The sequence below is a fragment of the Ewingella allii genome (assembly GCF_044430645.1).
GTDB classification, from domain to species: Bacteria; Pseudomonadota; Gammaproteobacteria; order Enterobacterales; family Enterobacteriaceae; genus Ewingella; species Ewingella allii.
In genome coordinates, this window is sequence record NZ_JAWUDN010000001.1 from 40,919 (window position 1) to 67,118 (window position 26,200).

At 53.0% G+C, this 26,200-nt stretch carries 24 protein-coding genes; 7 read left to right on the forward strand and 17 right to left on the reverse strand.

Annotated features, from left to right (window positions below; genetic code table 11):
- Window positions 1-7 precede the first annotated feature (7 nt).
- Together SBO83_RS00225 and hpxK are read left to right on the forward strand one after the other, a co-directional pair.
- Entirely contained in the window at window positions 8-1,246 is a 1,239-nt protein-coding gene (locus SBO83_RS00225) for an aminotransferase class V-fold PLP-dependent enzyme (protein ID WP_396130069.1), read from the forward strand.
- Entirely contained in the window at window positions 1,246-2,487 is a 1,242-nt protein-coding gene (gene hpxK, locus SBO83_RS00230) for an allantoate amidohydrolase (protein WP_396130070.1), read from the forward strand. Before SBO83_RS00225 ends, hpxK begins: the two co-directional genes overlap by 1 nt.
- 75 nt (window positions 2,488-2,562) lie before the next feature.
- On the opposite strand, the gene SBO83_RS00235 is transcribed toward hpxK, so the two are convergent.
- The 13 genes from SBO83_RS00235 to SBO83_RS00295 all read right to left on the reverse strand — a co-directional run bounded on the left by SBO83_RS00235 (window position 2,563) and on the right by SBO83_RS00295 (window position 15,520).
- Window positions 2,563-3,834, reverse strand: coding sequence for a glutamine amidotransferase-related protein (locus SBO83_RS00235; protein ID WP_396130071.1), 1,272 nt, complete (start codon window positions 3,832-3,834; stop codon window positions 2,563-2,565).
- Window positions 3,835-4,000: 166 nt separating this feature from the next.
- Window positions 4,001-4,774 carry an amidohydrolase gene (locus tag SBO83_RS00240; RefSeq protein ID WP_396130072.1) on the reverse strand — a complete coding sequence of 258 codons (774 nt, stop codon included), beginning with the start codon at window positions 4,772-4,774 and terminating at the stop codon, window positions 4,001-4,003.
- Window positions 4,762-5,922: a methionine aminotransferase gene (locus SBO83_RS00245; RefSeq protein ID WP_396130073.1), complete on the reverse strand. Its 1,161-nt coding sequence runs from the start codon at window positions 5,920-5,922 to the stop codon at window positions 4,762-4,764. The genes SBO83_RS00240 and SBO83_RS00245 overlap by 13 nt, the downstream gene beginning before the upstream one ends.
- A gap of 124 nt (window positions 5,923-6,046) precedes the next feature.
- Complete coding sequence (locus SBO83_RS00250; protein WP_396130074.1) at window positions 6,047-6,859, reverse strand: prepilin peptidase; 813 nt, start codon at window positions 6,857-6,859, stop codon at window positions 6,047-6,049.
- Between the two features lie 21 nt (window positions 6,860-6,880).
- A complete protein-coding gene (locus SBO83_RS00255) occupies window positions 6,881-7,909 on the reverse strand; it encodes a type II secretion system F family protein (RefSeq protein ID WP_396130075.1) in 1,029 nt (342 codons plus the stop codon).
- Window positions 7,893-9,422 carry an ATPase, T2SS/T4P/T4SS family gene (locus tag SBO83_RS00260; RefSeq protein ID WP_396130076.1) on the reverse strand — a complete coding sequence of 510 codons (1,530 nt, stop codon included), beginning with the start codon at window positions 9,420-9,422 and terminating at the stop codon, window positions 7,893-7,895. The genes SBO83_RS00255 and SBO83_RS00260 overlap by 17 nt, the downstream gene beginning before the upstream one ends.
- Window positions 9,419-9,913 carry a hypothetical protein gene (locus tag SBO83_RS00265; RefSeq protein WP_396130077.1) on the reverse strand — a complete coding sequence of 165 codons (495 nt, stop codon included), beginning with the start codon at window positions 9,911-9,913 and terminating at the stop codon, window positions 9,419-9,421. Before SBO83_RS00265 ends, SBO83_RS00260 begins: the two co-directional genes overlap by 4 nt.
- On the reverse strand, window positions 9,895-10,722 hold the full coding sequence (locus SBO83_RS00270; RefSeq protein ID WP_396130078.1) for a hypothetical protein: 828 nt from the start codon (window positions 10,720-10,722) through the stop codon (window positions 9,895-9,897). The genes SBO83_RS00265 and SBO83_RS00270 overlap by 19 nt, the downstream gene beginning before the upstream one ends.
- A 6-nt stretch (window positions 10,723-10,728) precedes the next feature.
- Window positions 10,729-11,289, reverse strand: a complete 561-nt coding sequence (locus SBO83_RS00275; protein ID WP_396130079.1) for a hypothetical protein — start codon at window positions 11,287-11,289, stop codon at window positions 10,729-10,731.
- The gene (locus SBO83_RS00280; RefSeq protein ID WP_396130081.1) at window positions 11,286-12,755 is read right to left on the reverse strand and encodes a type II and III secretion system protein; all 1,470 of its coding nucleotides are present in this window, start codon (window positions 12,753-12,755) and stop codon (window positions 11,286-11,288) included. The genes SBO83_RS00275 and SBO83_RS00280 overlap by 4 nt, the downstream gene beginning before the upstream one ends.
- A gap of 18 nt (window positions 12,756-12,773) precedes the next feature.
- Window positions 12,774-13,133, reverse strand: a complete 360-nt coding sequence (locus SBO83_RS00285; protein WP_396130082.1) for a TcpQ domain-containing protein — start codon at window positions 13,131-13,133, stop codon at window positions 12,774-12,776.
- 75 nt (window positions 13,134-13,208) lie between these two features.
- Complete coding sequence (locus SBO83_RS00290) at window positions 13,209-14,780, reverse strand: prepilin-type N-terminal cleavage/methylation domain-containing protein (RefSeq protein WP_396130083.1); 1,572 nt, start codon at window positions 14,778-14,780, stop codon at window positions 13,209-13,211.
- A gap of 62 nt (window positions 14,781-14,842) precedes the next feature.
- Window positions 14,843-15,520 (reverse strand): type IV pilus major pilin, encoded by a 678-nt coding sequence (locus tag SBO83_RS00295; RefSeq protein WP_396130906.1) that lies wholly within the window; start codon window positions 15,518-15,520, stop codon window positions 14,843-14,845.
- A gap of 504 nt (window positions 15,521-16,024) precedes the next feature.
- Between SBO83_RS00295 and SBO83_RS00300 the strand changes: the two genes are divergently transcribed.
- Entirely contained in the window at window positions 16,025-16,495 is a 471-nt protein-coding gene (locus SBO83_RS00300; protein WP_353501158.1) for a YehS family protein, read from the forward strand.
- 89 nt (window positions 16,496-16,584) lie between these two features.
- Here the strand turns inward: SBO83_RS00300 and fadE are convergent, their stop codons facing one another.
- A complete protein-coding gene (fadE, locus tag SBO83_RS00305) occupies window positions 16,585-19,041 on the reverse strand; it encodes an acyl-CoA dehydrogenase FadE (RefSeq protein WP_396130084.1) in 2,457 nt (818 codons plus the stop codon).
- A 248-nt stretch (window positions 19,042-19,289) separates the two neighbouring features.
- Between fadE and lpcA the strand changes: the two genes are divergently transcribed.
- Window positions 19,290-19,871 carry a D-sedoheptulose 7-phosphate isomerase gene (gene lpcA, locus SBO83_RS00310; protein ID WP_396130085.1) on the forward strand — a complete coding sequence of 194 codons (582 nt, stop codon included), beginning with the start codon at window positions 19,290-19,292 and terminating at the stop codon, window positions 19,869-19,871.
- Window positions 19,872-19,897: 26 nt separating this feature from the next.
- Window positions 19,898-20,665 carry a class II glutamine amidotransferase gene (locus tag SBO83_RS00315; protein WP_034787904.1) on the forward strand — a complete coding sequence of 256 codons (768 nt, stop codon included), beginning with the start codon at window positions 19,898-19,900 and terminating at the stop codon, window positions 20,663-20,665.
- Here the strand turns inward: SBO83_RS00315 and dpaA are convergent.
- Together dpaA and SBO83_RS00325 are read right to left on the reverse strand one after the other, a co-directional pair.
- The gene (gene dpaA / locus SBO83_RS00320) at window positions 20,636-21,361 is read right to left on the reverse strand and encodes a peptidoglycan meso-diaminopimelic acid protein amidase (RefSeq protein WP_034787907.1); all 726 of its coding nucleotides are present in this window, start codon (window positions 21,359-21,361) and stop codon (window positions 20,636-20,638) included. The two genes, SBO83_RS00315 and dpaA, sit on opposite strands and share 30 nt — an antisense overlap.
- Window positions 21,362-21,658: 297 nt before the next feature.
- A complete protein-coding gene (locus SBO83_RS00325) occupies window positions 21,659-22,558 on the reverse strand; it encodes a glycerophosphodiester phosphodiesterase family protein (RefSeq protein WP_396130086.1) in 900 nt (299 codons plus the stop codon).
- A gap of 231 nt (window positions 22,559-22,789) precedes the next feature.
- On the opposite strand from SBO83_RS00325, the gene dinB reads away from it, so the two are divergent.
- Entirely contained in the window at window positions 22,790-23,848 is a 1,059-nt protein-coding gene (dinB, locus tag SBO83_RS00330) for a DNA polymerase IV (protein ID WP_396130087.1), read from the forward strand.
- 75 nt (window positions 23,849-23,923) lie between these two features.
- Here dinB and pepD read toward each other — a convergent pair whose 3' ends face one another.
- Window positions 23,924-25,384 carry a beta-Ala-His dipeptidase gene (gene pepD, locus SBO83_RS00335; RefSeq protein WP_396130088.1) on the reverse strand — a complete coding sequence of 487 codons (1,461 nt, stop codon included), beginning with the start codon at window positions 25,382-25,384 and terminating at the stop codon, window positions 23,924-23,926.
- Between the two features lie 307 nt (window positions 25,385-25,691).
- Here pepD and gpt point away from each other — a divergent pair, with 307 nt between their 5' ends.
- Window positions 25,692-26,150, forward strand: a complete 459-nt coding sequence (gene gpt, locus SBO83_RS00340; RefSeq protein WP_353501164.1) for a xanthine phosphoribosyltransferase — start codon at window positions 25,692-25,694, stop codon at window positions 26,148-26,150.
- The last annotated feature ends 50 nt before the right edge of the window (window positions 26,151-26,200 follow it).

The following is a 26,200-nucleotide window of genomic DNA, read 5'->3' on the forward strand; positions in this document are numbered from 1 at the left end:
ACTAACCATGTTGGATATTCAGAAATTTGGCCAAATCAATCCGCCAACTCGCCTGCTGATGGGGCCGGGGCCGATCAACGCCGATCCGCGCGTGCTGCGGGCGATGAGCAGCCAGTTAATCGGCCAGTACGATCCGGTGATGACCGGCTACATGAATGAAGTGATGGCGCTGTACCGTGCGCTGTATAAAACCGAGAACCAGTGGACTTTCCTGATCGACGGCACCTCGCGCGCGGGCATTGAAGCCATTCTGCTGTCGGGCATTCGCCCCGGCGATAAAGTGTTAGTGCCGGTGTTTGGCCGTTTCGGCCATCTGCTGTGTGAAATTGCCCGTCGCTGCCGCGCCGAAGTCCACACTATTGAGGCACCGTGGGGCGAAGTGTTCGACCCGCAGCAGATTGAAGATGCCATCAAGTCAGTGAAACCGCGCTGGTTGCTGACTGTACAGGGCGACACTTCAACCACTATGTTGCAGCCGCTGGAGCAGCTCGGCGAGATCTGCCGCCGCCACGGCGTGCTGTTCTACTCTGACGCCACCGCCTCCTTCGGCGGCAACCCGCTGGAAACCGATGCCTGGGGCTTAGACGCCGTGTCTGCCGGATTGCAAAAATGCCTCGGCGGCCCGTCAGGTAGCGCGCCGGTAACGATCAGCCCGCGCTTTGAAGAGCAGATCCGCCGCCGCAAGTGTGTCGAGGAGGGAATTCGTACCGCCGAGCACGCCGACGGCGATGAAGAGATGATCTACTCCAACTATTTTGATCTCGGCATGATCATGGATTACTGGGGCCCGGAGCGCCTCAACCACCACACCGAAGCGACCAGCATGCTGTTCGCTGCCCGCGAATGCGCCCGCATCATTCTTGAAGAAGGTTTGGATAACAGCATTGCGCGCCACAAGTTGCACGGCGATGCGCTGCTGGCTGGGATTCAGGGGATGGGACTGGAGGTGTTCGGCGACCTGAACAACCGCATGAATAACGTGCTGGGTGTGGTTATCCCGCAGGGCATTCCGGGCGAGCAAGTGCGCCAGATGATGCTCAACGATTTCTCGATTGAAATCGGCACCTCGTTTGGCCCGCTGGCCGGCAAGATCTGGCGCATCGGCACCATGGGCTATAACGCCCGTAAAGACTGCGTGATGCAGACGCTGGTGGCGCTGGAAGCCGTGCTCAATCGTCTCGGTTTTGCGTCGAAATACGGCGCGGGTTCACAGGCCGCGTGGGACAGCTACGCGGGAGGCCAGTAATGGTGGCAGCCTCAACGCTGCTGGCCGCGCAGCGCGTGATGTCGCGCTGCGATGCTCTGGCAGAAATCACTGAAACGCCGGGTCAGCTGACCCGCGTTTACCTGTCGTCGGAGCATCTGCGGGCTAACCAATTAGTGGCCGAATGGATGCAGGCGGTAGGCATGAGCACCTGGACCGACAGCGTCGGCAATATTTGTGGTCGCTATGAAGGGCTAAACCCAGACGCGCCCGCGCTGCTGCTGGGTTCACACCTCGACAGCGTGCGTAATGCCGGTCGCTACGACGGCCCGCTGGGGGTGCTCACCGCCATTGAAACCGTGGCTTATCTGCATCAAAACGCCATTCGTCTGCCGATGGCGGTAGAAGTGGTGGGCTTTGCTGATGAAGAGGGCACCAGATTTGGCATTACGTTGCTCGGCAGCCGTGGGCTGACCGGCACCTGGCCCGAAGGCTGGCTGGAGCGCACCGACGCGCAGGGCGTGTCAGTTGCCAGCGCCATGCGCGAGATTGGGCTAGACCCGCAGAACATCTTGGCCGCGCGCCGCGCGCCGCAGGATTTTTGCGCCTACCTCGAACTGCATATTGAGCAAGGCCCTTGCCTGCAATCGGCGGATTTACCGCTCGGCGTGGTGACGGCGATCAACGGCGCGCGTCGCCTGAACTGCCGTTTTATCGGCTATGCCGGACACGCGGGAACCGTGCCGATGGGCCAGCGTCAGGACGCCCTGACCGCCGCCGCAGAATGGACCCTAGCCATTGAAGCTATCACTTCGGCGAAAGGCGGAGATCTGGTGGCGACCGTCGGGCATATCGAAGCCTTGCCGGGCGCGGTCAACGTCATTCCGGGGCAGGTGAATCTGTCGCTGGACGTGCGCGGCCCGCAGGATGCTCCTCTCAACGCTTTGCTGGCAGAATTGCTGGCGAAAGCCCAAGAGATCGCCGCACGGCGCGGGCTGAGCTTCGACGCCGAGCAGTTTTACAGCATCGACGCCACCGCCTGTGACGCCGAATTACAGCAGCGTTTCGGCCACAGCGTGGCAAATCTGCAAGGCCAGTCGCTGTTCCTGCCGAGCGGCGCGGGCCACGACGCCATTGCTATCGCCGAGTGCTGGCCGGTGGCCATGCTGTTCGTGCGCTGCAAAGACGGCGTCAGTCATCATCCCGATGAATCTGTCACTGTCGAGGATGTCGCGGTAGCCACGCAGGCCTACATTGATACCTTGCTGAGCTTCGCCGAGTAATTTCTTCCTCCAACCCTCTGCCTGACAGCAGAGGGTTTATTCCTTTCAGCGACTCAAATCAAAGATTCCTTCCAACTAACCCATGGAAAAATAGCTCTGCTTAAGGCGCACGCTCTTGCTCAGCGTGGCGTGGCTGATGTCGCGTTGTCGATTGTTGTTGCGGATCTCTTGCAGGAAGGCCATTAGCAGTGAACTGGCGCGCTCGCGGCGAGATTGCAGCTCAGGATGGCCCTGAATGCCGACGAAGAAAGGATGATCGCGCAGCTCAACGGCGGCGATACCCCGGCCTTTTTCGCCAGTGGCGCTGACGTCAAGACCCGCGCCGTGCAGTTCATCCACCAGTTCTGGGTTGAGGCTCCAACGCTGGTTGTAACGCTGGGTTGATTCGCGGCCAAAGATCTGTGCCATGCGACTGCCTGACTGGCTGTAAATTTGCTGGTTGCCCATGCTGCGTGGCGAGTTCTGAGGCACTGGCAGGCAGGTCTGTAAGGCATTCAGCGTGGCGGGGCCGTGCATCACCACCCGTTCGCGGCCCAGCGTTTTTTGGCCGAGCGCCGCCACCATGTGGTGCATTCCCTGATTAATTCCCAGCGCGGGTAGACGATTATCCAAAGCCCAAGTGGCGATAGCCAGCAGGCCATTTTGCGGGTTTTCCCCCTGCGCGGGCAGCAGGCCCGGTAACAAAACGCCATCAATATCAAACAGCGTGCTATCGAGCTGGCTGCCCGACAGCGTTGGCGCTACGCCGACCACCTCAATGTTCAATGCCAGTGCATCGGCGGCATCTCCTAGTGCAGCGAGCAGCGCCGGATAACTCTCCCGGTGCTCGCTCATTTCGCCCACTATTGCGACGCGTAATTTCTGCCCCGCACGCATCACCGGCTGTAATACCGAGCCAAAAGCCCAACGACCGAAGATGTCCCTTGCCCAGCCGTTGCTGCGCATTTTTCCTGTATCGACATCCTCTAAATGGAACTTTTCCTGCTGTTTAACCACTTGTAATGATTCAACCTCGATGCCGTTTTCGGCGGCTCTTAGCGCCAGCTCGCGGTCCAGCGGTTGAATGGACGGAATAACGATATCTTCACGCAGGGCGCGGGTTATCAGGTTATCTAAGTCCATCTCTGCGCCGGGACTGCGCCCGGTCAGGCGCTCCAGCCACACCAGCCCGCTGGTCACTTGCTGCCCCTGTGCGGTGACGTGTTGGCGCGCATTAGTGAAGCGTTTGGCATCGTGAGTGACGGGCAAGTGACACAGCGGTAACGCGCGCAGTTCAGCAAGTATCGCGGCCATCGCGCCGTACAACGCAGGTTCGGGCGTGGAGTGTGCAATAAAGGTGATAGTCATCAGTAAGCCTCTGTCAGATGTTTTCGCGGATTAAAGGGATGCAAGAAGCGATCCACGTTAGAGAACCCTAAGCAGCAGGAAGGGGATGACGCGCGACCAATCGTGGTGAAAATGCGAACCAGTTCGGCAGTGAGAGATCCCGGCCATCTCTGGCCGGAATAGATGTTTACTCGTGACGTAAGAAGGTATCGGCGTCGCGCCACGCCGGGAAGGCTTCGCGGTAGTCTTGCAGCGCCTCCAGCGACAACTCGGCGCTGAGAATAAGGGCGGCACCCGGCTCGGCGCGGGTCAAATCTTCCCCCTGCGGGTTGATGATCACGCTGTCGCCGCTGTAGTGATGGCCGTAATCGTCATCCCCCACACGGTTGCAACCGGCAACGTAAGCCTGATTTTCAATAGCGCGGGCGGTCAACAATGCCGACCAATGGCGGCTGCGCGGCGCTGGCCAGTTAGCCACATACAGCGCCAAATCATAATCTTGCTGATTGCGCGACCAGACCGGGAATCTCAGGTCGTAGCACACCTGCGGCAGAATTCGCCAGCCGCGCCACTCGACGATTTCACGCTTTTTCCCCGCCACATAGTAGTTGTGCTCACCGGCCATGCGGAACAGGTGGCGCTTGTCGTAGAAGTGAACTCTGCCCTGCGGCTCAACCAGCAGGAAACGGTTTACCGCGCCTTTATCGGTGTTCAGCGCGACGCTGCCGCCAATCATGGCATTCAGGGTTTTCGCCCACTTTTGCAGCCACTCCACCACGCGAACTTCCGGCAGTGCACGGTCGGGAGCCTGCATCGCGAAACCGGTGGTGAACATCTCCGGCAGCACAATCAGGTCGCGGTCGGTTAAAGGCGCCAGCAGGGCGTCGAAGTGGGCGAGGTTGGCTTCGCCGTCCAGCCAGACCAAGGGTTGTTGCAGTAATGAGAGTTTTAAAGTTGACACAGTCGCTCCGCAGCAGCGTCCAGCGTGGTTTCTTGTTTGGCGAAACACAGCCGGATCAGTTTGTGTGGGAAAGGTGCGGCGCAGAACACCGACATCGGGATCGCCGCGACACCAACATGTTCGGTCAGCCAGTGGCAGAATGCAACGTCATCTAAATCAGAGACATCGCTGTAATCGACCAGCAGGAAATAGGTGCCTTGGCTCGGCAGCACTTTCAGGCGGCTGTTCGCCAGGCCCTTGGCTAAACGATCGCGCTTGGCCTTATAAAACGCGGGCAACTCCTGCCAGTGTTGCGGCTCTTGGCGCAGCATGTCGGCCAGCGCCAGCTGCACCGGGGTGGTGATGGAGAAGGTCAGGTATTGATGCACTTTACGCAATTCGGCAGTGATGATGGCGGGGGCAATGCAGTAGCCGACGCGCCAGCCGGTCATGTGGAAAGTCTTGCCGAAGGAGGAGACGGCAATCGCGCGCTGGCGCAGCTCAGGGTGGCGCAGCACGCTGGCGTGGCCTTCGGGCGCGAAGCAGATGTGCTCGTACACTTCGTCGCTGAGCACAAAGATGTCGTGCTCGGCAATGTGCTGCCAAAGCTGCTCGATATCCTGATGACTTAGCGTCGTTGCCGAAGGGTTATGCGGCGTATTGATAATAACCAGCTTAGTGCGAGTGCTAATTTGGTCGGCAAAGGCCGCCCAGTCGATGCTAAATTCCGGCGGCTGGAGCTGAATGCGCTTCATCACCCCGCCCGCCAGTTCAACGGCTGGCGCATAGCTGTCATAGCTTGGGTCGAAGGCAATCACCTCGTCACCTTCGCGGATCAGTGTGGTGATGGCGATATATAAGGCTTCCGTGGCCCCGGCGGTGATGGTGATGTCGCTGGCGGCATCCGGCGCGTAGCCATAAATCTGCGCCGTTTTCTCGGCAATAGCTTCGCGCAGCGCGGCGGTACCGGTCATCGGCGCGTACTGGTTGGCACCCTGACTGACGTGATGCGCAAGGCGCTGTTTGAGGTAGTCCGGGCCGTCAAAATCGGGAAAACCTTGTGACAGATTAATGGCGTTGTGCTGCTGGGCGAGGGTACTCATCTGGGTAAAAATGGTCGTGCCCAAGGCCGGAAGTTTACTTTGTGGGATCAGCGCTGCTTTACTCATGGCGTGCCTGCATTAGGGTCTTAAGTTTCCCCGATGATAACACGCTGTTTTCATATGGCAATCAAGACGCTTAGATGGCCAAATGCCAATTTCATCTAGCCCAGCGCTAAACTCTCTATGCCCTTCACGACAGATTTAGATGGAACAGCAGCAGGGTCGCCAAGGCAATGGACGGCCCAAAAGGGAAGTAGGGCGGCTCTGATCCGGTGGGCTGATTAAGGCGACGTCGGCGCATTACTGACAGAATATGTGCCACGATGCCAAACAGCGCCGAGGCCAGAATCAGCTGCGGCAGGGCCTGCAGGCCACACCACGCGGAGCCCGCAGTGAAGAGTTTGATGTCGCCGCACCCCAAGCCTTCCATCCGACGGGCTTTCTGATATCCCCAACCCAGCGCGCTAAGTACGCCCCAGCTCACTATCACGCCCAGCACGGCATCGGCCAGCGGCAGGGGCAGATAGCCCATTGCCGACGCGGCAAGGCCACTCCACAGCAGCAGAAACACCAGCGGGTCGGGCAGCAGCAGATGGTGGATATCAATCACCGACAGGCAGAGCAAAATGGCGAACATCAGGGCAAACAGGCCCAGTTGCACTTCACTGTAGGCTGGCACGTAGCGGAGTGCTAACAGCAGGAAAGCCAGTCCGGTGAGGGCTTCAATCAGCGGATATTGCACGGATATCGGCATGTGGCAGTGACGGCAGCGGCCGCGCAGCAGTAGCCAACTCAGCACGGGAATATTGTCGCGCTTCGCCACCTTTTTCTGACAGTTCGGGCAGTGCGAGGCGGGCCAGCTTAGGTTTATGGCAGGCGCGGCGGCGTCCTCGCGGTACAGCATCAGCGGCAGTCGGTAGATCACCACATTTAAAAAACTGCCAATGATCAGGCCAATCAGGCACATCAGCGGGGGATAAAACAGGCGCAAAAATTCGGTCACGGGCGTAGTCCAGACAGGTGGTTAGAAGGAGGTCATTTGGGAGATGGCGTCTGATAGGGCAAACAGTGAGATAAAGACCCAAATCACGCAGCCGCCGAGCACCAGCGTGGCGAGGGATTTCAGCAATCCGGACAATTTATGAATATATTCCTGAATCTTGTCCCGCGAGCGGCTGGAAACTGAGTTAAGCACCTGATTAAAAGAGGGAAGTCCGGCGTACAGGCTGATGTTTAACAGCTCCTCATGGCCAAACAGGCCGCTATCGAGGGCCTCTCCGTAGTTTTGGCCGTGGGACATCTTATACAGCATGCTATCGATATGGTGTCTGAGCCAGCGATTGGAGTTTAACTTGATGATTTCCAAAGCATCGTTAATGGGAATGCCGTTTTTCAGCATCAGCGCCATATTGTTAAGAAATACCGATGCGCCAATCTGTTTATAGGTGGAGAAGGGCAGGATTTTATCCAGACAGCGATCGCGGAAGAAGCCCGTCAGGTTGCCCATGGTAAAGCGAATCAGGAAAACGCCAGCGATGACGGCCACGACGATTTTGAGCCATAAGCCTTCAACCAGCGCCTTGCCGAAGTGGTACAACGCCTGCGTCACGCCCGGCCAACTGTCGATGGGCACCACCGCTTCAAAGGCGGGAAACACCTTGACGGCGTAACCCGCGATCACGATAAACGCCAGCACCAGCATGATGATCGGGAAGATCACCGCCGAAATAAGTTTTTTACTCAGTTCGGCGTTGTAGCGAATGACGTTAACCAGTGTCAGAAAGCCGTCGGCAAGGCTGCCACTGCGCTCGGCGGCGTGAATAACGCTTAGCTCATCACGCGGGATAAGTTCTTCAAAAACCGCGGATATCGAGGTGCTCTCGCGCATTCTGTCGGTAATGTTTTTGAGCTTATGGCTGAAGCCTTTGCCCAGTAATTTTGCCCCTTCTTGCTGGAGTTTGAGCAGCGTGTCATACAGCGGCAGCTCGGCATGGATCATGTCGGCGCAAAATTGGTAAAGATAAAGACGCTGCGATTTAGCTAATTTTCTCAAGCAGAACCTCCATGTCCTCTTCAAGCAGGGTGCCAAACTCCATGGCAAACCACTTGGCGCAGACGCGTCCTTCCAGCACGGCGGCCAACACTTTCTCTTTGATTTCAAAACCCTCGGTGAGTGAGGTCGAAAGGGCGCGTTTGTTGCGCCACAGGCCATAGACTTTGAGCCACTGCTCTTTGGCGATACATTCCAGCTCGGCGTGGGTCGGCAACATGTATTCCACCACCAATTGTCGCCCCGCCACGCCGGTATGCTTGCAGGCGTCGCAGCCATCGCTATTCCGGGCAAATAGGGCATAGGCCTTGCCGTAGTCGGTGGCGCAGGTGGATTTTTTGCAGGCGTTACACAAGATAGGAACCAGCTTTTGGCACTGGAGTCCGGCAATAAAGCCGGGTGTTGAGAGCTTATCGCTGGTGATGCCCATGGCGCACAGGCGCTGCAATAGCGAAACAATATTGCCGGCGTGGACCGTGGTGAAGCAGTAGTGACCACTTTCGACGGCTCCGGCCAGCGCGTTGGCGGAGATGCCGTCGCGAATTTCCCCCACCATCAGCACGTCCGGGTCGCGGCGCAGCGCGGATTTGATGGCGACGTGAAAACCGCCGTCTTCGGCATTCAGCACCGAGCTTTGCTTCGCACCGTAGATTTGATACTCCACCGGATCTTCGACGGTGAGGAAGCAGCCTTTGTCGCCATAGCGATTGATCTGCAACCACTCCATCAGATTCTTTAAGGTGGTCGATTTCCCCGATCCCGTGGTGCCCGAGATGATGTAGGCGCCGTACGGATTGCGCAGGATTTTTTTCAGGTCGTCCAATTCGGCATGGCTGATCCCCAGCTTATCCAGGCTGGCGACCACGGTTTTTGACACGCCGGACGGGATGATGCGCAGCACGGCGTGGTAGCAGCCATCCTCTTCGCCAAAAATCGGGAAGTGGGCATAGCGAAAGCGATAACTCTTCTTGTTCAGCATGTAGAGAATGTTGGCGCTCTGCGGAATGTTGCGATTCCACGTAGTGTCTTTGGTGCTGGCCTCTACGTTGTAGAGCACGAAGACCAGCTCATCGCATTTCTGCGATTTCATCTGCATGTAGAGGGTCAGCACGCCGTTGATGCGTAGCTCAATGATCGCCACCACTTCATTGCGGGTGATATGCAAATCGCTGGCGCCGGAGTCCACGGCGTAGAGCAGGATCTGCTCCAGCGTTTTTTGGGTTGAGCTGGTGCCCAGCGCGGCTAACTGGCGATTCTGCGAGGATAGCTCTTCAAGGATTTCGTAATACGCGCCGTCGCTAACCTGCACGATGCCGCTGATGTTTGGCGACTGGGCTTTGCCCAGCCGCCAGAGATCAAATTGGATCAGCGGCAAATACTCCAGCAGCGGGCGCGGGCAAATCAGGTAGTGCTTATCCGCCAAAGAAGCCGTGAGCAGGTGCTCATCATATTCTTTAAACAGCCAGCCGCTGCCGGTGATATCGGGAGACTCAAGTTTCAGGTATTCAAAGCTCACGGCGTGACTTCCTTAATGGTCACTAACCCATCCGGAGCGCCGGGGAACAGCCTGTACGCCTTGCCATTGGCGTGAAAAACGTCGTTGAGGCGCATCATTTTGACCTGTTTGCCTGTCGACACGGCTACGCGCTGAACCCCGGCGATATTAGAAACCAGCAGGACTTTAGGCTCGCTGGAGAAGGGCATTTGGGCGCTGCTGGCCTGACTGTAGGAGGGCGATGACGATGACTCATCGTCTTGAAAGGGCGCATTTTTAAGCTTATGCAGCTTGCTTCTTAGCTCTTCCAGCGCCAGCTCGTTAGCCAGCTTTCTATGCTCCGTTTCAAAGAAGAAGTTATCTTCCATCATGCTGGCAATATGATCCTGCTCGGGCGCCGCTGCCGGAATTTCAACATTAGGCTTTGCCAGAGGCGGGAAGATATTTTCGGCCTGCGCACTCAGGGCCGCGGGGAATAGCAACAGCGATGCTATCAATGTCCATTTTTGCATAACATTCCTCCTGATATTTTTGTCCCTTTTTCACTCACAGCGATCTCTTTAATAAAGAAGGCATCCGGATAGGCGAGCGTGGTGAAATATTGCATCGCATAAATAGACTCCCTCGGCAGTCCTATCTCCCATGTGGCATTTAATATATTGTACCTCCGAGCAAGGCGCGCGCCGATCTCTTGCTCTAGGGGCGCAACTGAAGACTCCGGCGCGGTAAGGAGGTTTAATTTCTCTTTATTCGCCACGGTGGTGTTGTGGGAGTGAATATAACTCAATAAATTGACGCATTGCGGCAAGGTAATAGCGTCGCCAGATTGATATTTTTGCAGCAAAGGATGATTTTCCAGCTTTGATGGCACCCCTTGATAGTTGATTTCGCTCGCAGAGAAATTGGCCATAAAATAGTGATGCCAAAATTTCTTTAGCTGTAAGCTAAATATCGCATGATCTTTCAATAGATATTGGAAATTACAGCTGGTGGTGTCGCAGGTAATGTTTTCTTCCCGGTAGCCCGCCATTTCCAGTGGAACCCGGCTGCGGGCGATCTCGGTCAGCAGCCTGTTGAGGCTACTGATATGCCCGCCGGTAAAGCTGTCGAGATAATATTGTTTGACCTGTTGTACCTTCTGCTCAATCTGTTGTTGGGCAATCTGCTCCTGCGCCAGCCGCTCTTTTTTAGGGACATAAAGCAGGAAATAGGCTCCGCTGATCGACAGTAGAATAAAAATCACCAAAACCGTGACGATAATAATCGGCAGCCTGCGAGCGGAGAGGGTGATGTCTTTCCAGATATAGTCTTTATTCAGCATGGTTATTTATCCGGAGAAAAAGAAGTCCAACAGCACCAGGGTTAAACCCAGTATGCCAATGCCAGCCAGCAGCAGGGCGCCATAGAAAAAGACGCGCTGTTTGCGCAGCCTTTTCTTGCGTTTTTCACACAATAAAACAACGGTTTCAATATGCTTATCTTGCAAGGGAATAATCTCTAAATGGCAATAAGCAGAGGTCGGCACCAGCCGTATCACCTCATTAAAAAAAGCTTTGCTCATTAACCGGTCCGTCCCGCTCATAATCTGGCCGTTATTAATGATTAATAAATAATAGTGATCCTCCGCGGTGGCGGCGTAATAAATACCGTCGCCAAACTGCGTGTTGATATAGGTAGCGAAAGGATCATGTTGTAAAACCGGTTTGTCCGTATAGCCATAGTGATTTTTATTTTGCTTATCAGCATAGACCACCTGATGATGGCTTTTTTTGGTGGCTTCTATCCATTGGCGATACCCCTTGGCGTTGCTCTCTGAGTTGGAATTCTCCCAGATTAACCCCGTCACGATATTGTTCTTGGTGAGTTGTTCAATAAAGTTATTTTTCATTTGTAGGTATAGGGCGCCTGATGATAATCAATACCCACCACCATCACGACGGTGGCATCTGACTGGTTGCTCTCGCCGCCCGCACCTAACAGCATGGCGCGCTGGCCGTCTGACGTCTCCGTGGCTTCATATTTGCTAACCATTAATAATGTGCCTGCCGTAACGGTGGATACATTAAAAGTTTCAGTGGTAGTGACTACCGGAAGCTGAATCAAATCAAAGGTATCCAGACCATTTAAAAAACGTTTGGTAAAACCACTGGAGACTTCTATTCTCCCGTCGGACAGAACTCGTGGGGTAATAATAAAGCTGGTGCCCGTAATGATTTTGTCGGTGGTAATTTCAATGGTTTCGCGATTAGTCGTTTCATTAATGGTTCTGGTGCGGCCGGAAACATAATTTTGTCTCTTGGTCATATTTAACGGGATCGGCACATTATTGCGAGTGACGAAGGTGCCGCTCTGCAAAACCCGTGAGCCAGAAAGTTCATATAACGCGTCAAGCTGGGCATTAATATTCAGCATGCGCCCGGAGTCGGGCGTGTAGAACTGGCGCGATGCTTTAAGGCTTCCCTCTGCCGATTTCATCATCGCCGTGGAGAGGTTAATTCCCGTGCCACCGTTAACAAAGGCGAGGTTCAACGCGGCACCGGCTTTTTTAATTTTCCGCTTATCCAGCACAAAGACTTTATAACTCACAATAAATTGTCGGTTATTGTCCGTCTGGTATTTTTTCAATATAGCGCTCAGCGTCTTATATTCAGAAGGTCTGGCGGTAAAGGTTAAAATAGAGGCATCTTTGAAAATGCTATACACGCCGCTGGAAACATACTTCTCCGCCATATCTTTAACGTCTTCCCAGAAGGAGGATTCAAACTTGGTTTCTGACTTGGCCACCAGGCCGCCTTCCGAGCTGACCTCATTACTCGACAGGTCGAGTGACGTTTCGGATTTATTATTTTGCCCATAGAAATCGAGTTTGATGGCATAGGTTTCATACAGCTTGGTGGTCAAAACATTATTGTGATCGAGACTGGCTGCTACATCATAAACTGATGAGATATAACGCATAAATTCTTCGAATGAGCCTTTGAAACTGATGCTGTGTGCCTGATATTCAGGCTCTTGGTTGCTCATCTTGTCGCTGTTGGGCAGCGAATCATTGATGCGATAACTTATCCCCGCCTGGGCGGCGACGGTATCAAGCAAGGTCTGGAGATCGATAGGCTCATAGGATTCAATGTTGATATTTTGACTCAATAGCTGCTGTTTTTTGGCGCTATATTCAACACGCTTACCGAGGAAGGCCGTGTTGTATTTTTGATAGGGGCGCGTTTTAGTATCATCTGCCTCGACCACCTGCGGCAGCTTATTGGCTTCGCTATCCAAATCATATTTTTGGTCAAAGTAGTGAGTGCAACCCGGCAACATGGCGGACAAGCAAAGTATCCATAATTTATTCTTCATCACTGTTTCCCTGTGAGATCACTGCCCATCAACGATTAATACTTTATTTTTGCTGTAAAACTTAATCACCAGGCCATAGTTTTCTGAGGTAAACATATTCCCCAGGTCAGTAAGTATTTCATCATTGTTTTTGCCTGATATCACCGTATCGGTAAATATCATGTAATCACTGTCGCTATTCCACAGCAGTTTGTAGCCGACTTTATTCGCCCAGGTTTTAATTTCCTGACTTAATAGCCGGTTCTCATGCAGCACCAGAATTTGGTTCTGAATCGTCACCTCGGCGTGCAGCAGCGGTTTATTTAATAGCGAGCCTGATAGTGTCGCGCTGTCGCTTTTTGCCGAGTGACTGTCGCTATGCAGTGACGCATAAGGCATTGTGCTAATCAAAAAAATAAGTGCAGATAACGTTTTAAATATCCCTGTCATAATCACATCCTGAAGTTGCACTGATTAATTAGGTTGTCCAAATGGGTTTCTGAAATAACTACGTGAATAATCCACTTCAATAGTGCTACACCATCTGGTGATCACCACAGACACGGAACTTGGGTTACGGTAGCTAAAGGTTTTTTCATAGGCCCGGTTATAAGCCGCCACGGTAGAGGTCACGACCCATATCTTTCCGTAACGGTTAACCTGAATTTCAACTTTACTAAAATCCGAAGATATGGAGCTTGGAGCAACTGAACGGGTTAATGCCGGATTGGAATAATCTCTAAGGTGTGTCGCCACATTCTGCTTCAAGTCATAGGAGACATCGGACGATACGGAAGATATGGCTGCCGCAATTCGCGGATAAAGCTGGCGATTATTTGGGCCAAGGGGGCAGCGCTGGACGGGCAGGGTGATTCTGCCCCCTTCTTCTAGCAGCGGTCCCATGTAATCTTGGTCATATCTGGCTCCCGCTAAAGGGGGAACATCGGTATTCATGCTATTACCGAAGGCGGCATAGCTGATCAGCGGAATAGTGGTTAATTCCGGCTTTGAATGGGTATATCTGCCCGGGCTTTCGAGGATCACGTTTGAAAGCAGGGTGCCCACCGTCTTGGTACCGTCGGGATTTTCTGCTTGCAAAACCAGCAGTTGGTTATCGGAATGGTTATAGCCTTGCCCGTCTGCACTTGAGAGGCAGAGCGTTGATTTTGATTTGGTGCCATCCCAGCAGAGCTTGTCAGCCCCGTTTTTACCTGTGTGCTCGTTTTTCGTGCTAACGGAGAAACGAATACCAAATTGCTGTTGTAGATGGCTTTCGGCGCTGGTGATATAGCGACTCATGTCGCCAAAATTCACCGGCTCTCTCTTACTGCCGCTACCCGTCATCAGCAGCGTCCAGGCTGAATTCGTCGAGCTACCCAGAGGGCGAACCAGAATATGGGCGTGTGAATAGCTCAGTCCCATGCTCTCAAACGCCTGATTAAAAGCCTGAAGGTAGCTATCGAACTTCAGCTTATCCTCTGCTTTTTGGGTCAAAGGAGTGTAGCTGATAATAAAATCTACCCGATCGATATCCAAACGTGAGGGATCGCCGACAACATCAACGCGGACAATATTTAATACATCATTCTTAAGCTGGCTGGGGTAGGCGCAAGGAAGGTACTCTTTCTCGAAATGGTAGGGCGTATTTAATGATTCAGGCCCGCAGCTATTGCTGGTGAAATAGCTCCTTTGGCTTACAGAACTGTGCCATTCAAAGAATTTGGCGGTTTGCAGGGGATCCGCAAATTTATAATTAGTGACTCTTTTGCTGTAAATATCTTTTCTGGCTCCGGTTAATGTTAAGTCATAAAGCGGATTGGTTTTTAAATGATTCCCTTTACCGTTTTCAATAACAGAAATCTTACCTTGCTGAATAAAGTCAATCAGGCCGCGTATCTCACCGGTTATCAGTTTTGCCGTCTGTCGTTGTTTAATTTCTTCAACTTTCTTTTGCTTTAAATCCATTGTAAAAGCCATGCCAAGGCCGATGATTGCCAGCACAACTAACATTTCAAGCAATGTGAAACCGCGAGAGAATTTATACACGATGAGGCCAATGTTATGGTCAGCAAAGAGATCCCTTCTCCCGCAGGAGAAGGGGGCGAGGCTTAGCGACTGCCTAAAACAATGGCGTTATTGGCGTTGGCAGAACAAACGCCCAAGGTTGCCGCAGGGGTGATAGTGATGTTGCCGTTAGAATGCAGGCTTCTCAACACGGCAGGGCCCGGTGCGACATCAAGAGAGGCTGGCGCGGCGGCATCAACACCCGGCGCGGCGGACACCACGCCAACGTAGTCCCACTGATTACCGATTTGGGTAATGATGTTACGACACTGGGTTTGATCTAAACCGTTTACAGTCAGGAAGAAGCCTTTCAATCCTGCGGTGGCGACGGTGCTGATTCGGGTACCGCCCATATGGAAGTAGTCGCCAGAAATGCCGTTTTTCGCTTCGGATTCAGACAGCTTGCCTAACTGCACTAATGCCGCGATCATCACTTTCGAGTTAGTAGTGTTGAGGATAGTGGTTGGCGTCATGTTAACCCCGGCGGTTGCTGAAGGAGCTGGGTAGCTGGTATTTCGATAGGCTTCCTGTGCAGCCAAACGGATGCTGTTGGTGTTACTCACCAATTTAGTGATGGACTGGCTGCTAAAGGCGCGCTGTGCAAGCACCACCACACCTGCGGCAATCGTCCCGACAATACCCAGAACGATAATGACTTCGAGTAATGACATTCCTCGCTGTTTTCTAAATTTTTTATACGCGTTAGCTTTATTCTTAAGCATATTAATTTGTTCTTTCACGACACATTCCTTATGTATGCTAATGGCGATTTGGAAAGACTGTAATTTTTGGCATTAAATAGATAATAAATAACCCCTGGCGCAGTGATTATTTAATCGCAGATATCTAATGGCAGAGAGATTGTTATGTATGCACGAGATAAAATGCAATAGTTTTTTTGTCGAGAGTTAATGCTCTTGTAATATTTTAATAATTTTTATTCTGAGGCTTATTATCTGTTGTTTTTATTTATTCGATTAATTAATTCTATTTTTTGTTTTTGATTTATAAAATGAAATTAACAGGGGGCGAGTTTATTATCATGGGATATATCGATTAGCTGTTTAGATTAGGCATCTCAGAGGCTTTTTTTTTTGTATAGATGCCGGACGTGAACGTCAGTTCAGCGAAGCGCGCCAGTTTCTTGTATAATCTGCCGCTTCGAGGTGCGAAGGGGTGAACCCAGTGGCATTTCCTCGGTTTACTCCATACAGGAATACAGAATTATGATGCATAACGACGTCTTGCGCAGCGTGCGCCACATGCTTGATTTAAGCGAAGGCAGACTGATTGAGATCCTCAAAACGACCGGCGTGCCCGTCAGCCCGGAAGTGATGTCCCGCTATCTGAAAAAAGAGGACGAAGAGGGCTATATGGAAGTGCCTGACGAAGTCATGGCTAACTTCCTCAACGGTTTGATCACCTTCAAACGTGGTAAAGACGACCGTTTCCCGGTGCCAGAAGTAGAAAAACGCGTTACCAACAACATCATGTTGAAGAAGCTGCGCGTGGCTTTTGAACTGAAAACCGAAGACATGCTGAGCGTGTTGGCCGCCGCCGATTTCAAAATGTCCGAAGGCGAATTGAGCGCGTTCTTCCGCAAAGAAGGCCACAAGAACTACCGTCCTTGCGGCGATCAGGTTCTGCGCTACTTCCTGAAAGGTTTGACCGCACGAGTCCGTCCGTCTAAAGCCTAAAGCCAGCTGGCCGTTCCGCCCAGTTTTGCCGCAAATAAAAAGCCTGAGTGCATGACACACTCAGGCTTTTTTGTGCTGCGGCTCGCGTATTATGCGGCTTCAGTCTGCCGTGGTTTCACCACTTTCTTCTCTTCCTGCGCTGGCTTTTTTGCCGCCAGCTCGTCGGCTTCAAACTCGTCTACGTTGATAGAACGCAGGCGGCTCTCTTCGGCGCGGCTTAGAATTCGGGCTTCGTCCGGGGTCAGATGACCAGCATCCAGTCCTTTTTGCGCCAGAATATCCAGACGGGTGAATGACAGCTTTTTACCCATCGCGTCGGACAGACGTTTATGCACCGGCTCGGCGGCCAAAATGTCCATCAGGGCTTGTTCCAACTGACCAATCGGGTTGTGCTCGCTTGGCGTCAGATACTGGCCGCGACCAATGCGGCTGCGGGTGGCTGAGGGTACTTGCAGAATGCGCGCCAGCTCGTGGTCCAGTTGGTCAGAAGGGGCGGCCTGAGCACGGCCCAGCGGGAAGATAACAAAGCGCATCACGCCCGCTACCAGTCCGTTAGGGAAGTTACGCAGCAGCTCTTCAATGGCGATTTCCGCCTGATTCAGGCAATCCTGCACGCCCCAATGCACCAGCGGCAGATCTTCCTTATTGCGACCTTCCTCTTCGTAGCGTTTCAGGGTCGCCGTCGCCAAATAGATTTGGCTGAGGATGTCACCCAAACGGGCCGAAATGCGCTCGCGGCGTTTCAGGCTGCCACCCAGCACGCCCATAGAGATATCGGACAGCAGGGCCAGGTTGGCGCTCAGGCGGTTAATCTGCTGATAGTAGCGAGCCGTCGCGTCTTTGGCCGGCGTCTTGCTGGTGCGGCCGTTGGTCAGGCCCAGCCAGAAGCTGCGCACTTTGTTGCTGCCGACGTGGCCGATATGGCCGAACAGCGCGCGGTCGAAATCTTGCAGATCGTTGCTTTCCGCCGCCGCCATTTCACGCAGCACGTATGGATGGCAACGGATAGCGCCTTGGCCGAAGATAATCATGCTGCGAGTCAGGATGTTGGCGCCTTCTACCGTGATGGCAATTGGCGCACCCTGATAAGCACGGGCCACGAAGTTACTTTTGCCGAGCATAATGCCTTTACCGCCGGTGATATCCATGGCGTCCATCACGGCGCGCTGGCCACGGTGGGTACAGTGATATTTAACGATGGCTGACAGCACCGCCGGTTTTTCACCGAGCATAATGCCGTTGGTGATCAGCGTTGCCGCGGCGTCCATGACATACGCGTTACCGGCAATGCGCGCCAGCGGCTCTTCGATACCTTCCATTTTGCCGATAGGCAGTTTGAACTGGCGGCGAATATACGCATAAGCGCCGGTCGCCATCGCCAGTGATTTCAGGCTGCCGGTGGCGTTGGATGGCAGGGTGATACCGCGCCCAACCGACAGGCATTCAACCAGCATGCGCCAGCCCTGACCGGCCATTTTCGGACCACCGATGATGTAATCGATAGGCACGAAAATGTCTTTGCCGCGCGTCGGGCCATTTTGGAAAGGCACGTTCAGCGGGAAGTGACGGTGGCCGATTTCCACGCCTTGAGTGTCCGTTGGGATCAGCGCACAGGTGATGCCTAGCTCAGTGGTATCCCCCAGCAGGTGGTCCGGGTCTTTCAACTTAAAGGCCAGTCCCAGCACGGTAGCGATAGGCGCCAGCGTGATATAGCGTTTGTTCCAGGTCAGGCGCATGCCCAACACTTCTTTGCCTTCCCACTGGCCTTTACACACCACGCCAACGTCGGGAATGGCACCGGCATCAGAGCCTGCTTCTGGGCTAGTTAAGGCGAAGCAAGGGATTTCCAAACCTTGGGCCAGACGTGGCAGATAGTGATCTTTCTGCTCATCGGTACCGTAATGTTGCAGCAGTTCGCCAGGGCCGAGGGAGTTAGGCACGCCGACGGTGATGGCCAAAATGCCGGATACACCCGCCAGCTTTTGCAGCACGCGAGCCTGAGCGTAAGCCGAGAATTCGAGGCCGCCGTACTCTTTCTTGATGATCATCGCGAAGAAGCGGTGCTCTTTCAAATAGGCCCACAGCTCTGGTGGCAGGTCTGCCAGCTCGTGCGTTATCTGGAAGTCATCTGCCATGCGGCAGGCTTCTTCCACCGGGCCGTCAATAAAGGCCTGCTCTTCTTCCGTCAGGCGCTGCTGCGGGTAGTCCTGCAACTTTTTCCAGTCAGGCGTGCCGCTGAACAGGTCGCCTTCCCACCAAGTGGTACCGGCTTCAATCGCCTCTTTTTCCGTGCGCGACATGCTTGGCATGACTTTACGGAAGGTGCGCAGAGCCGGCGCGGAGAACAGTGAACGGCGCAGTGCCGGAATGTTGAACGGTAGCAAGATAATCGCCAGCGGCACCAGCAGCCAGAGAGTCCACAGGTGAATTGCGCCCATGGCGGCGGTAAAAGCCAGAATAATCAAGCTACTAAGTTGTAAGTTCACGCGGTGATAGAACAACACACCGATGATAACGAGCAAGGCAACAATACTAAGAACCATCATGATAAATCTCCCCAGTTGTAGGAGGTCTGACCTGTTAGAGTGATATATTGGTTTTAGTTCAGGTCCATTTCTTTATCAATGTATTTACATCTTAATTACAACTTGGCTCACAAACCGATCGCACTAAGGGTCAAAATCACAAACATTCGGATTGATTACCGCTTCTTGGCTTCTCGCTGTTTCGGCAATCCGTTACACTGCGTGGCGGAACGCTTTATTGCTGAAAATGGACATAAAAAGAGGCTGCCATGTACCTGGATATTATCCGTAGTGAACTGAACGAAGCTGCTGACACACTGAACAAATTCCTCAGTGATTCAGCAAACATTGAGTCAATTCAACGTGCTGCCGTGCTGCTAGCGGATTCTTTTAAAGCGGGTGGGAAGGTGATTTCCTGCGGCAATGGCGGTTCGCACTGCGACGCCATGCACTTCGCTGAAGAACTGACTGGCCGTTACCGTGAAAACCGCCCGGGCTATCCGGCAATTGCCATTTCTGACGTCAGCCACATTTCCTGCGTAGGTAACGACTTTGGTTTCGACCATATTTTCTCTCGTTATGTTGAAGCTGTAGGGCAGAAGGGCGACGTGCTGCTGGGGATCTCCACCTCTGGCAACTCCGCCAACGTGATCAAAGCGATTGAAGCGGCGCGCGCGAAAGGCATGAAAGTCATCACCCTGACCGGTAAAAACGGCGGCAAGATGGATGGCTCAGCTGACGTTGAAATTCGCGTACCGCACTTTGGTTTCGCGGATCGCGTACAGGAGATCCACATTAAAGTGATTCACATTTTGATTTTATTAATCGAAAAAGAGATGGCAAAAGCCTAAGGCTTTTGATGTAAAGGAGACTGGCAATGTGCGAATTGCTCGGGATGAGCGCCAACGTTCCTACTGATATCTGTTTTAGTTTCAGTGGGTTGGTGCAACGAGGTGGCGGCACAGGCCCGCATAAAGATGGCTGGGGCATTACTTTCTATGAAGGTAACGGTTGCCGCACCTTTAAAGATCCGCATCCGAGTTTTAATTCGCCCATTGCCCGTCTTGTTCAGGAGTATCCGATCAAATCCTGCGCGGTGATTTCGCACATTCGTCAGGCGAATCGCGGCGAAGTGTCGCTGGAAAATACCCATCCCTTCACCCGCGAGCTGTGGGGCCGCAACTGGACCTACGCACACAACGGGCAGCTGCGCGGCTATCGCCAGCTGGACACCGGCACTTTAAGGCCCATCGGCCAGACGGACAGTGAATTCGCTTTCTGCTGGTTACTGCATAAATTGACTGAGCGCTATCCGCGCACGCCGGGCAACTGGCCTGCGGTGTTTCGCTATATTGCGTCGCTGGCTGACCAAATGCGGCAGAAGGGCGTGTTCAATATGCTGTTGTCGGACGGGCGCTTCGTGATGGCTTACTGCTCGACCAATCTGTATTGGATCACGCGCAGAGCGCCGTTTGGCAAGGCAACGTTGTTGGATCAAGATGTGGAAATCGATTTTCAGCAGCAGACGACACCCAATGATGTCGTCACGGTGATCGCTACCCAGCCATTAACGGGTAACGAAACCTGGAACAAGATTGCGCCAGGTGAATTCGCCTTATTTCACTGTGGTGAACGCCAACTGTGATCCCAGAGGCGTGGTTTGCACCGGCTGAGTCAGTACATACTTACCTGAACTGACTACCACGTTTGGCGGCGTATGATACTTCTGGAAGTAGTCATAGCCCGGCTTCAACTCGTTCCAGAAGCTGATGTAAGAAGAGTTTCTGTGCGACGCCATATTGGCATCCGTCATGCGGAACGGGTAAATGCTGATTTGCACGTTACGCTGGCCGTATTGGAAAGCCGCCTGCACATAAGTGAAAATTTCATCCATGTACTGATCGGTCATCGCATAACAGCCGATAGACTTACAGTTACCGTGGATCATTAAATATTTGCCGGAATAGCCCTGAGCCGTGTCGTAGGCATTCGGGAAACCGATGTTAATCGCGCGATAGAATTTGCTGTCAGGCTTTAAATGGTGAATATCGACGCTGTAAAAACCTTCCGGACTTTTGAAATCCCCTTCGCGACGTTTATTTCCTAAACCGCCCGAGAAATCACAAATACCATAAGTGCCGATCAGGCGATATTCGCCCTGAAGTTCGGCATAAAGCTCAAGTTTGCGTTCCTGTTTAAAGATCTGGATATAAACCGGGGAACCCAAAAGTTTCTGTTTTAACGCTTGATCAACCGGGACAGGCTCACTGGCGGCCGCGGTGCCGAGGGTAAAAAGGGGCAAACTGAGGAGCATCGCAAGTAACAGCGCGATTCTGATCATTCTTATTCCTGCTTAACGATTCCCCTTGATAGTTGCTGTTGCTGCTAACATCGCGGCAATCTCAATTATGTGGGGTTTAGGTCTGATTATTTTGTCTACAGATACGAAGATCTTTAAGACCGCCACTGATATACAATCGGCATTAAACATGCATGATTCGATGCCATATTAATGCTGGTGGGTTTTTTAGCAATCCCACTAGGAATAAATTTACAGTTAAAGTGTGAAAAAATGATTTAGTTTACTTTTTGAGCAGCTTTTTTGTGAATACCCCGACATTTCTGCCGGGGAATATCTTTAACGAGGAATGTTTTTGAAGTCAGCCGGTGAATTCACTAACACGCCGTCAGCCCCTAGCGCTTTGGCCTGTTGGTAATCGGCCTGATTATTAATTCCGATAAGAATAATGTGCGCCTCGCCCTGCGAACGGAAGCAGTCCATCGCCTCTTTATCCCACGCCAGGGTTGCTTTGGAGCGCGCCTCGCCCAAGGTATATTTTTCCACCACTTCCACTTCCCGCTTCATTTCCAAAGCATACCAGCGGCTTTTGTCATCAGCTTTGATTTGGCACTGGTGCGCCATAGTGATGTTCGCCAGCGCGGTGCGGGTGGTATCGCGGCTTTCAAAGCGTGGAATAGAGGCCGGAAGGGCTTCGAGATATTGGTTGTCGGTGGAGTAAATCCGCACTCTGCGCTGGCTATGCGTGTTGTCGAGCACCTTATTTAAGGCTTTCGCCATCTCAGCAGGGCTGGCGTCCGGCGTTTTAATATCAATATAGAAAGTGGTTTTTGGGAAGGCGTTGAGCACAGTTTCCAGACGAGGAATGCCGATGTTTTTACCACGATAAGGATGGTTATCGCCGCTGCCAAAGGCCCAGCCAGCGTCCATTTTTGACAATTCCAGTGCCGTGTACTGCGACACCGGCCCGTTCTGATTGGTCAGGGATTTTAAATCGGACGGGCGATACAGCACCGCGACGTTATCTTTAGAGAGCTGCACGGTGATCCAAATGGCATCCGCGCCATTTTTTAGCGCCAGTTCGATGGCGGGAACCGTGTTTTCTGGAGCATCAGCCGTGCCGCCGCGATGGGCAATAATCTGCGGCGCGCCGCTAATCGTTGCTGTAAAGCCAGTCAGCGGGAACAGAGCGCTGCACAACAGAGTGGTGCATAACAATTTTCGATTAAAGCTGATCATAACTAATTCCTTTTAGAGACAATGGAGCAATTAATATACAGCGTGATTGTGAAAATAATATTAAATCCATGCCTAAAAACGATTATTTCTCTTTATCCAATCTGAAATTGAGATAACTATTATTGGGATAAATAAGCGGTATTTTTAATATTTGCCTACCCTATGGTTTAATCGGGCGGACTTGAATTTCCATCTTGATACTGTATGCTTGTACAGTCATTGGGAGGGGCTATGCGTAAAATTATTCACGTCGATATGGATTGCTTCTTCGCGGCAGTTGAAATGCGCGACGATCCTTCATTGCGTGATATCCCCATTGCCATCGGCGGCAGCCGCGATCGCCGCGGTGTGATCAGCACGGCAAACTATCCGGCGCGCAAGTTTGGCGTCCATAGCGCGATGCCCACCGGCATGGCCCTCAAGCTCTGCCCGCACCTCAAAGTGATCCCCGGCCGGATGGAAGCCTATAAAGAAGCCTCCAACCATATTCGTGAAATCTTCTCCCGCTACACTTCGCTGATTGAACCTCTCTCGCTCGACGAGGCTTACCTCGATGTCTCGGAATCCACCCAGTGCAATGGCTCTGCAACGCTTATCGCCGCTGAGATCCGTCAGGCTATTTCTGATGAAATCAACCTCACGGCGTCGGCCGGGATCGCGCCCATCAAGTTCCTCGCTAAGATCGCCTCCGACTTAAATAAGCCCAACGGCCAGTTCGTGATAACGCCAGATAAAGTTGCCGACTTCTTGCAAGACCTGCCGCTGAGCAAAATCCCCGGCGTGGGCAAAGTGACGGCAAAACGTTTGCAGGAGCACGGCCTGATCACCTGTGGCGACGTGCAGCGTTACGATTTGGCGAAGCTGCTAAAAGGCTTCGGCAAGTTTGGTCGCGTGCTGTGGGAACGCTGTCAGGGCATCGACGAGCGCGAAGTCTCGTCAGAACGCCTGCGTAAATCTGTGGGGGTCGAACGCACGCTGGCCGAAGATATTCACAGTTGGGAAGAGTGTGTGGCGCTAATTGACCGGCTTTACCCCGAGCTGGAAACCCGACTGAGCCGCGTCAGCCCCGATTTGCGCATTGCCCGGCAGGGTATAAAGCTGAAGTTTCACGATTTCCAGCAAACCACCCAAGAGCACGTCTGGCCGGTGTTGAATAAAAATGATTTGTTGAAGGTGGCGCATGAAGCTTGGGAACAGCGGCGGGGCGGTCGAGGTGTACGGCTAGTGGGGTTACATGTGACTTTGCAAGATCCGCAGATCGAGAGGCAGTTGCTGCTGCCTTGGGAGTAAGGCTGAAAACGATTTATCTTCTTTGGTTTTGTTTTGATTCCTCCCCCTTCTCAGGGGGAGGAGCAAAAGAAACTATTACTTACGCTCTGGGATCGCTTTCAGCAGGGCGGTCAGCAGCTTCCAGTACAGGTCAACGCTTTCGATCTCAACTTGCTCATCCGGCGAGTGTGGGCCAGTGATGGTTGGGCCGATAGACACCATGTCCATGTCTGGGTATGGCTTTTTGAACAGACCACATTCCAGACCGGCATGGATAACCATGATGTTTGGCGTCTTGTCGAACAGCTGCTGGTAGGTTTCGCGTACCAGCGTCATGACCGGAGAGCTTGGCTCTGGTTTCCAGCCCGGATAGCTGCCTTTCGCCAAAGTTTTAGCGCCAGCCAGCTGGCCGAGAGAAGTCAGCATGCTGACTACGTACTCTTTGCCACTGTCGATCAGGGAGCGGATCAGGCAGTTGATCGCCACTTCGCCGTCGGTCATGGTGACAACGCCGACGTTCAGAGAGGTTTCAACCACGCCTTTCACGTCGTCGCTCATGCGGATCACGCCGTTTGGCGTGGCGTTGAGCAATGACAGGAAGTGGTGCTGGCTCTCTTTGTTCAGCACTTTTGCGTCGCTTTGCGCCGCTTCTACTACGAAAGCAATTTTCTTCTCAACCGCAGCCAGTTCGAATTGAACCGTCGCCAGAAACTCTTGGGCAGCGGCTTTCAGCGCGTCAGCTTTGTCAGCAGCAACGGCAACGATCGCAATGGCTTCGCGTGGGATAGCGTTACGCAGCGTACCGCCAGTGAAGTCAATCAGGCGCAGGCCGTGAGCTTCAGCGTTGTCAGCCAGGAAGCGAGCAAGCAGTTTGCTGGCGTTGCCCAGACCTAAGTGAATGTCAGCGCCGGAGTGGCCGCCTTTCAAGCCTTTGAAGGTCAGTTTCAGCAGGCTGTAGCCCGCAGGAACGGCTTCGCGAGTCAGGGAAAGGGTAGAGGTGAAGTCGATACCACCGGCGCAACCCATGTAGATTTCGCCTTCGGTTTCTGAGTCAGTGTTGATCAGAATTTCAGACTGTAACCAGTTTGGCTGAAGGCCGAATGCGCCTGCCATGCCGGTTTCTTCGGTCATGGTCAGCAGCACTTCCAGCGGGCCGTGCTCCACGGATTCGTCAGCCAATACTGCCAGCGCAGAGGCTAAACCAATGCCGTTATCAGCACCCAGCGTGGTGCCGCGTGCTTTTACCCAACCGTTATCAATGTACGGCTGGATGGGATCTTTGGTGAAATCGTGAACAGTGTCGTTGTTCTTCTGCGGCACCATGTCGAGGTGAGCCTGCAGAGCTACGGCTTTACGATTTTCCATGCCTTTAGTGGCTGGCTTACGCAATAATATGTTGCCGACTTCATCACGCTCAGCGTGAATACCTTTTTCCTGTGCCCATTCAACGATGTGTTTTGCCAGCGCTTCTTCATGATAAGAAGGGTGTGGAATCGAGCAAACTTTGGCAAAAATATCCCACAGCGGTTGTGGCGAAAGTTGAGACAATTCAGACACTATGAGTCTCCTGTAACAGTCAGCTCAGTCAGAAGGCATTGGCCGGTGAACTGATTGAGGTGCTGTAGGTTTAAGGTTAATTATTCATCCGATCCAGTTGCCATCCTGTGTGGCGGCTGGTCAAACAGAATATCACTTAATCCTAAGCTGTGCGCGTAAGGCAGTGGAAAATCCTTGGGGTTCGCGGGGTTCCGGCCTCATAACCGCTGGTTTTTGTGAGCTGGACTCACTATAATCTCGCGCAACCTTTTTTCTTCCCCCCGAATACATTTTTAGAAGCCGTCATTTCACTGGCTGGGACACCTATATGAGCGAAAAATACGTTGTAACTTGGGACATGCTGCAAATCCACGCCCGCACCATGGCAAAACGCCTGCTGCCGGCAGAACAATGGAAAGGCATCATCGCGGTGAGCCGTGGCGGTTTAGTTCCTGCCGCCCTGTTGGCCCGTGAACTGTGCATTCGTCACGTTGATACCGTTTGCATCTCAAGCTACGACCACGACAATCAGCGCGAAATGAAAGTGCTGAAACGCGCCGAAGGTGACGGTGAAGGCTTCATCGTAGTTGACGACTTAGTAGATACCGGCGGCACCGCCAAAGCTATTCGCGATATGTATCCGAAAGCGCACTTCATCACCATGTTCGCCAAGCCGGCCGGTGCGCCGCTGGTTGATGACTACGTGATTGATATTCCGCAGGACACGTGGATTGAGCAGCCGTGGGATATGGGGATTGCTTTTGTCCCTCCTTTAGTCGGCAAATAAAATCCTCGTCATCCTTCGAGCTGTCTCTGCGTTGGCTGCCTTCCTACACC

What these genes read in the sequence shown, in the direction of transcription:
- SBO83_RS00265 (WP_396130077.1), bottom strand. Translation starts at nt 9,913, where the DNA reads ATGCAAAAATGGACATTGATAGCATCGCTGTTGCTATTCCCCGCGGCC.
- SBO83_RS00285 (WP_396130082.1), bottom strand. Translation starts at nt 13,133, where the DNA reads ATGCCTTATGCGTCACTGCATAGCGACAGTCACTCGGCAAAAAGCGAC.
- SBO83_RS00235 (WP_396130071.1), bottom strand. Translation starts at nt 3,834, where the DNA reads ATGACTATCACCTTTATTGCACACTCCACGCCCGAACCTGCGTTGTAC.
- SBO83_RS00315 (WP_034787904.1), top strand. Translation starts at nt 19,898, where the DNA reads ATGTGCGAATTGCTCGGGATGAGCGCCAACGTTCCTACTGATATCTGT.
- gpt (WP_353501164.1), top strand. Translation starts at nt 25,692, where the DNA reads ATGAGCGAAAAATACGTTGTAACTTGGGACATGCTGCAAATCCACGCC.
- hpxK (WP_396130070.1), top strand. Translation starts at nt 1,246, where the DNA reads ATGGTGGCAGCCTCAACGCTGCTGGCCGCGCAGCGCGTGATGTCGCGC.
- SBO83_RS00270 (WP_396130078.1), bottom strand. Translation starts at nt 10,722, where the DNA reads ATGCTGAATAAAGACTATATCTGGAAAGACATCACCCTCTCCGCTCGC.
- fadE (WP_396130084.1), bottom strand. Translation starts at nt 19,041, where the DNA reads ATGATGGTTCTTAGTATTGTTGCCTTGCTCGTTATCATCGGTGTGTTG.
- SBO83_RS00275 (WP_396130079.1), bottom strand. Translation starts at nt 11,289, where the DNA reads ATGAAAAATAACTTTATTGAACAACTCACCAAGAACAATATCGTGACG.
- lpcA (WP_396130085.1), top strand. Translation starts at nt 19,290, where the DNA reads ATGTACCTGGATATTATCCGTAGTGAACTGAACGAAGCTGCTGACACA.
- SBO83_RS00295 (WP_396130906.1), bottom strand. Translation starts at nt 15,520, where the DNA reads ATGCTTAAGAATAAAGCTAACGCGTATAAAAAATTTAGAAAACAGCGA.
- dpaA (WP_034787907.1), bottom strand. Translation starts at nt 21,361, where the DNA reads ATGATCAGAATCGCGCTGTTACTTGCGATGCTCCTCAGTTTGCCCCTT.
- SBO83_RS00225 (WP_396130069.1), top strand. Translation starts at nt 8, where the DNA reads ATGTTGGATATTCAGAAATTTGGCCAAATCAATCCGCCAACTCGCCTG.
- dinB (WP_396130087.1), top strand. Translation starts at nt 22,790, where the DNA reads ATGCGTAAAATTATTCACGTCGATATGGATTGCTTCTTCGCGGCAGTT.
- SBO83_RS00325 (WP_396130086.1), bottom strand. Translation starts at nt 22,558, where the DNA reads ATGATCAGCTTTAATCGAAAATTGTTATGCACCACTCTGTTGTGCAGC.
- SBO83_RS00300 (WP_353501158.1), top strand. Translation starts at nt 16,025, where the DNA reads ATGATGCATAACGACGTCTTGCGCAGCGTGCGCCACATGCTTGATTTA.
- SBO83_RS00245 (WP_396130073.1), bottom strand. Translation starts at nt 5,922, where the DNA reads ATGAGTAAAGCAGCGCTGATCCCACAAAGTAAACTTCCGGCCTTGGGC.
- SBO83_RS00280 (WP_396130081.1), bottom strand. Translation starts at nt 12,755, where the DNA reads ATGAAGAATAAATTATGGATACTTTGCTTGTCCGCCATGTTGCCGGGT.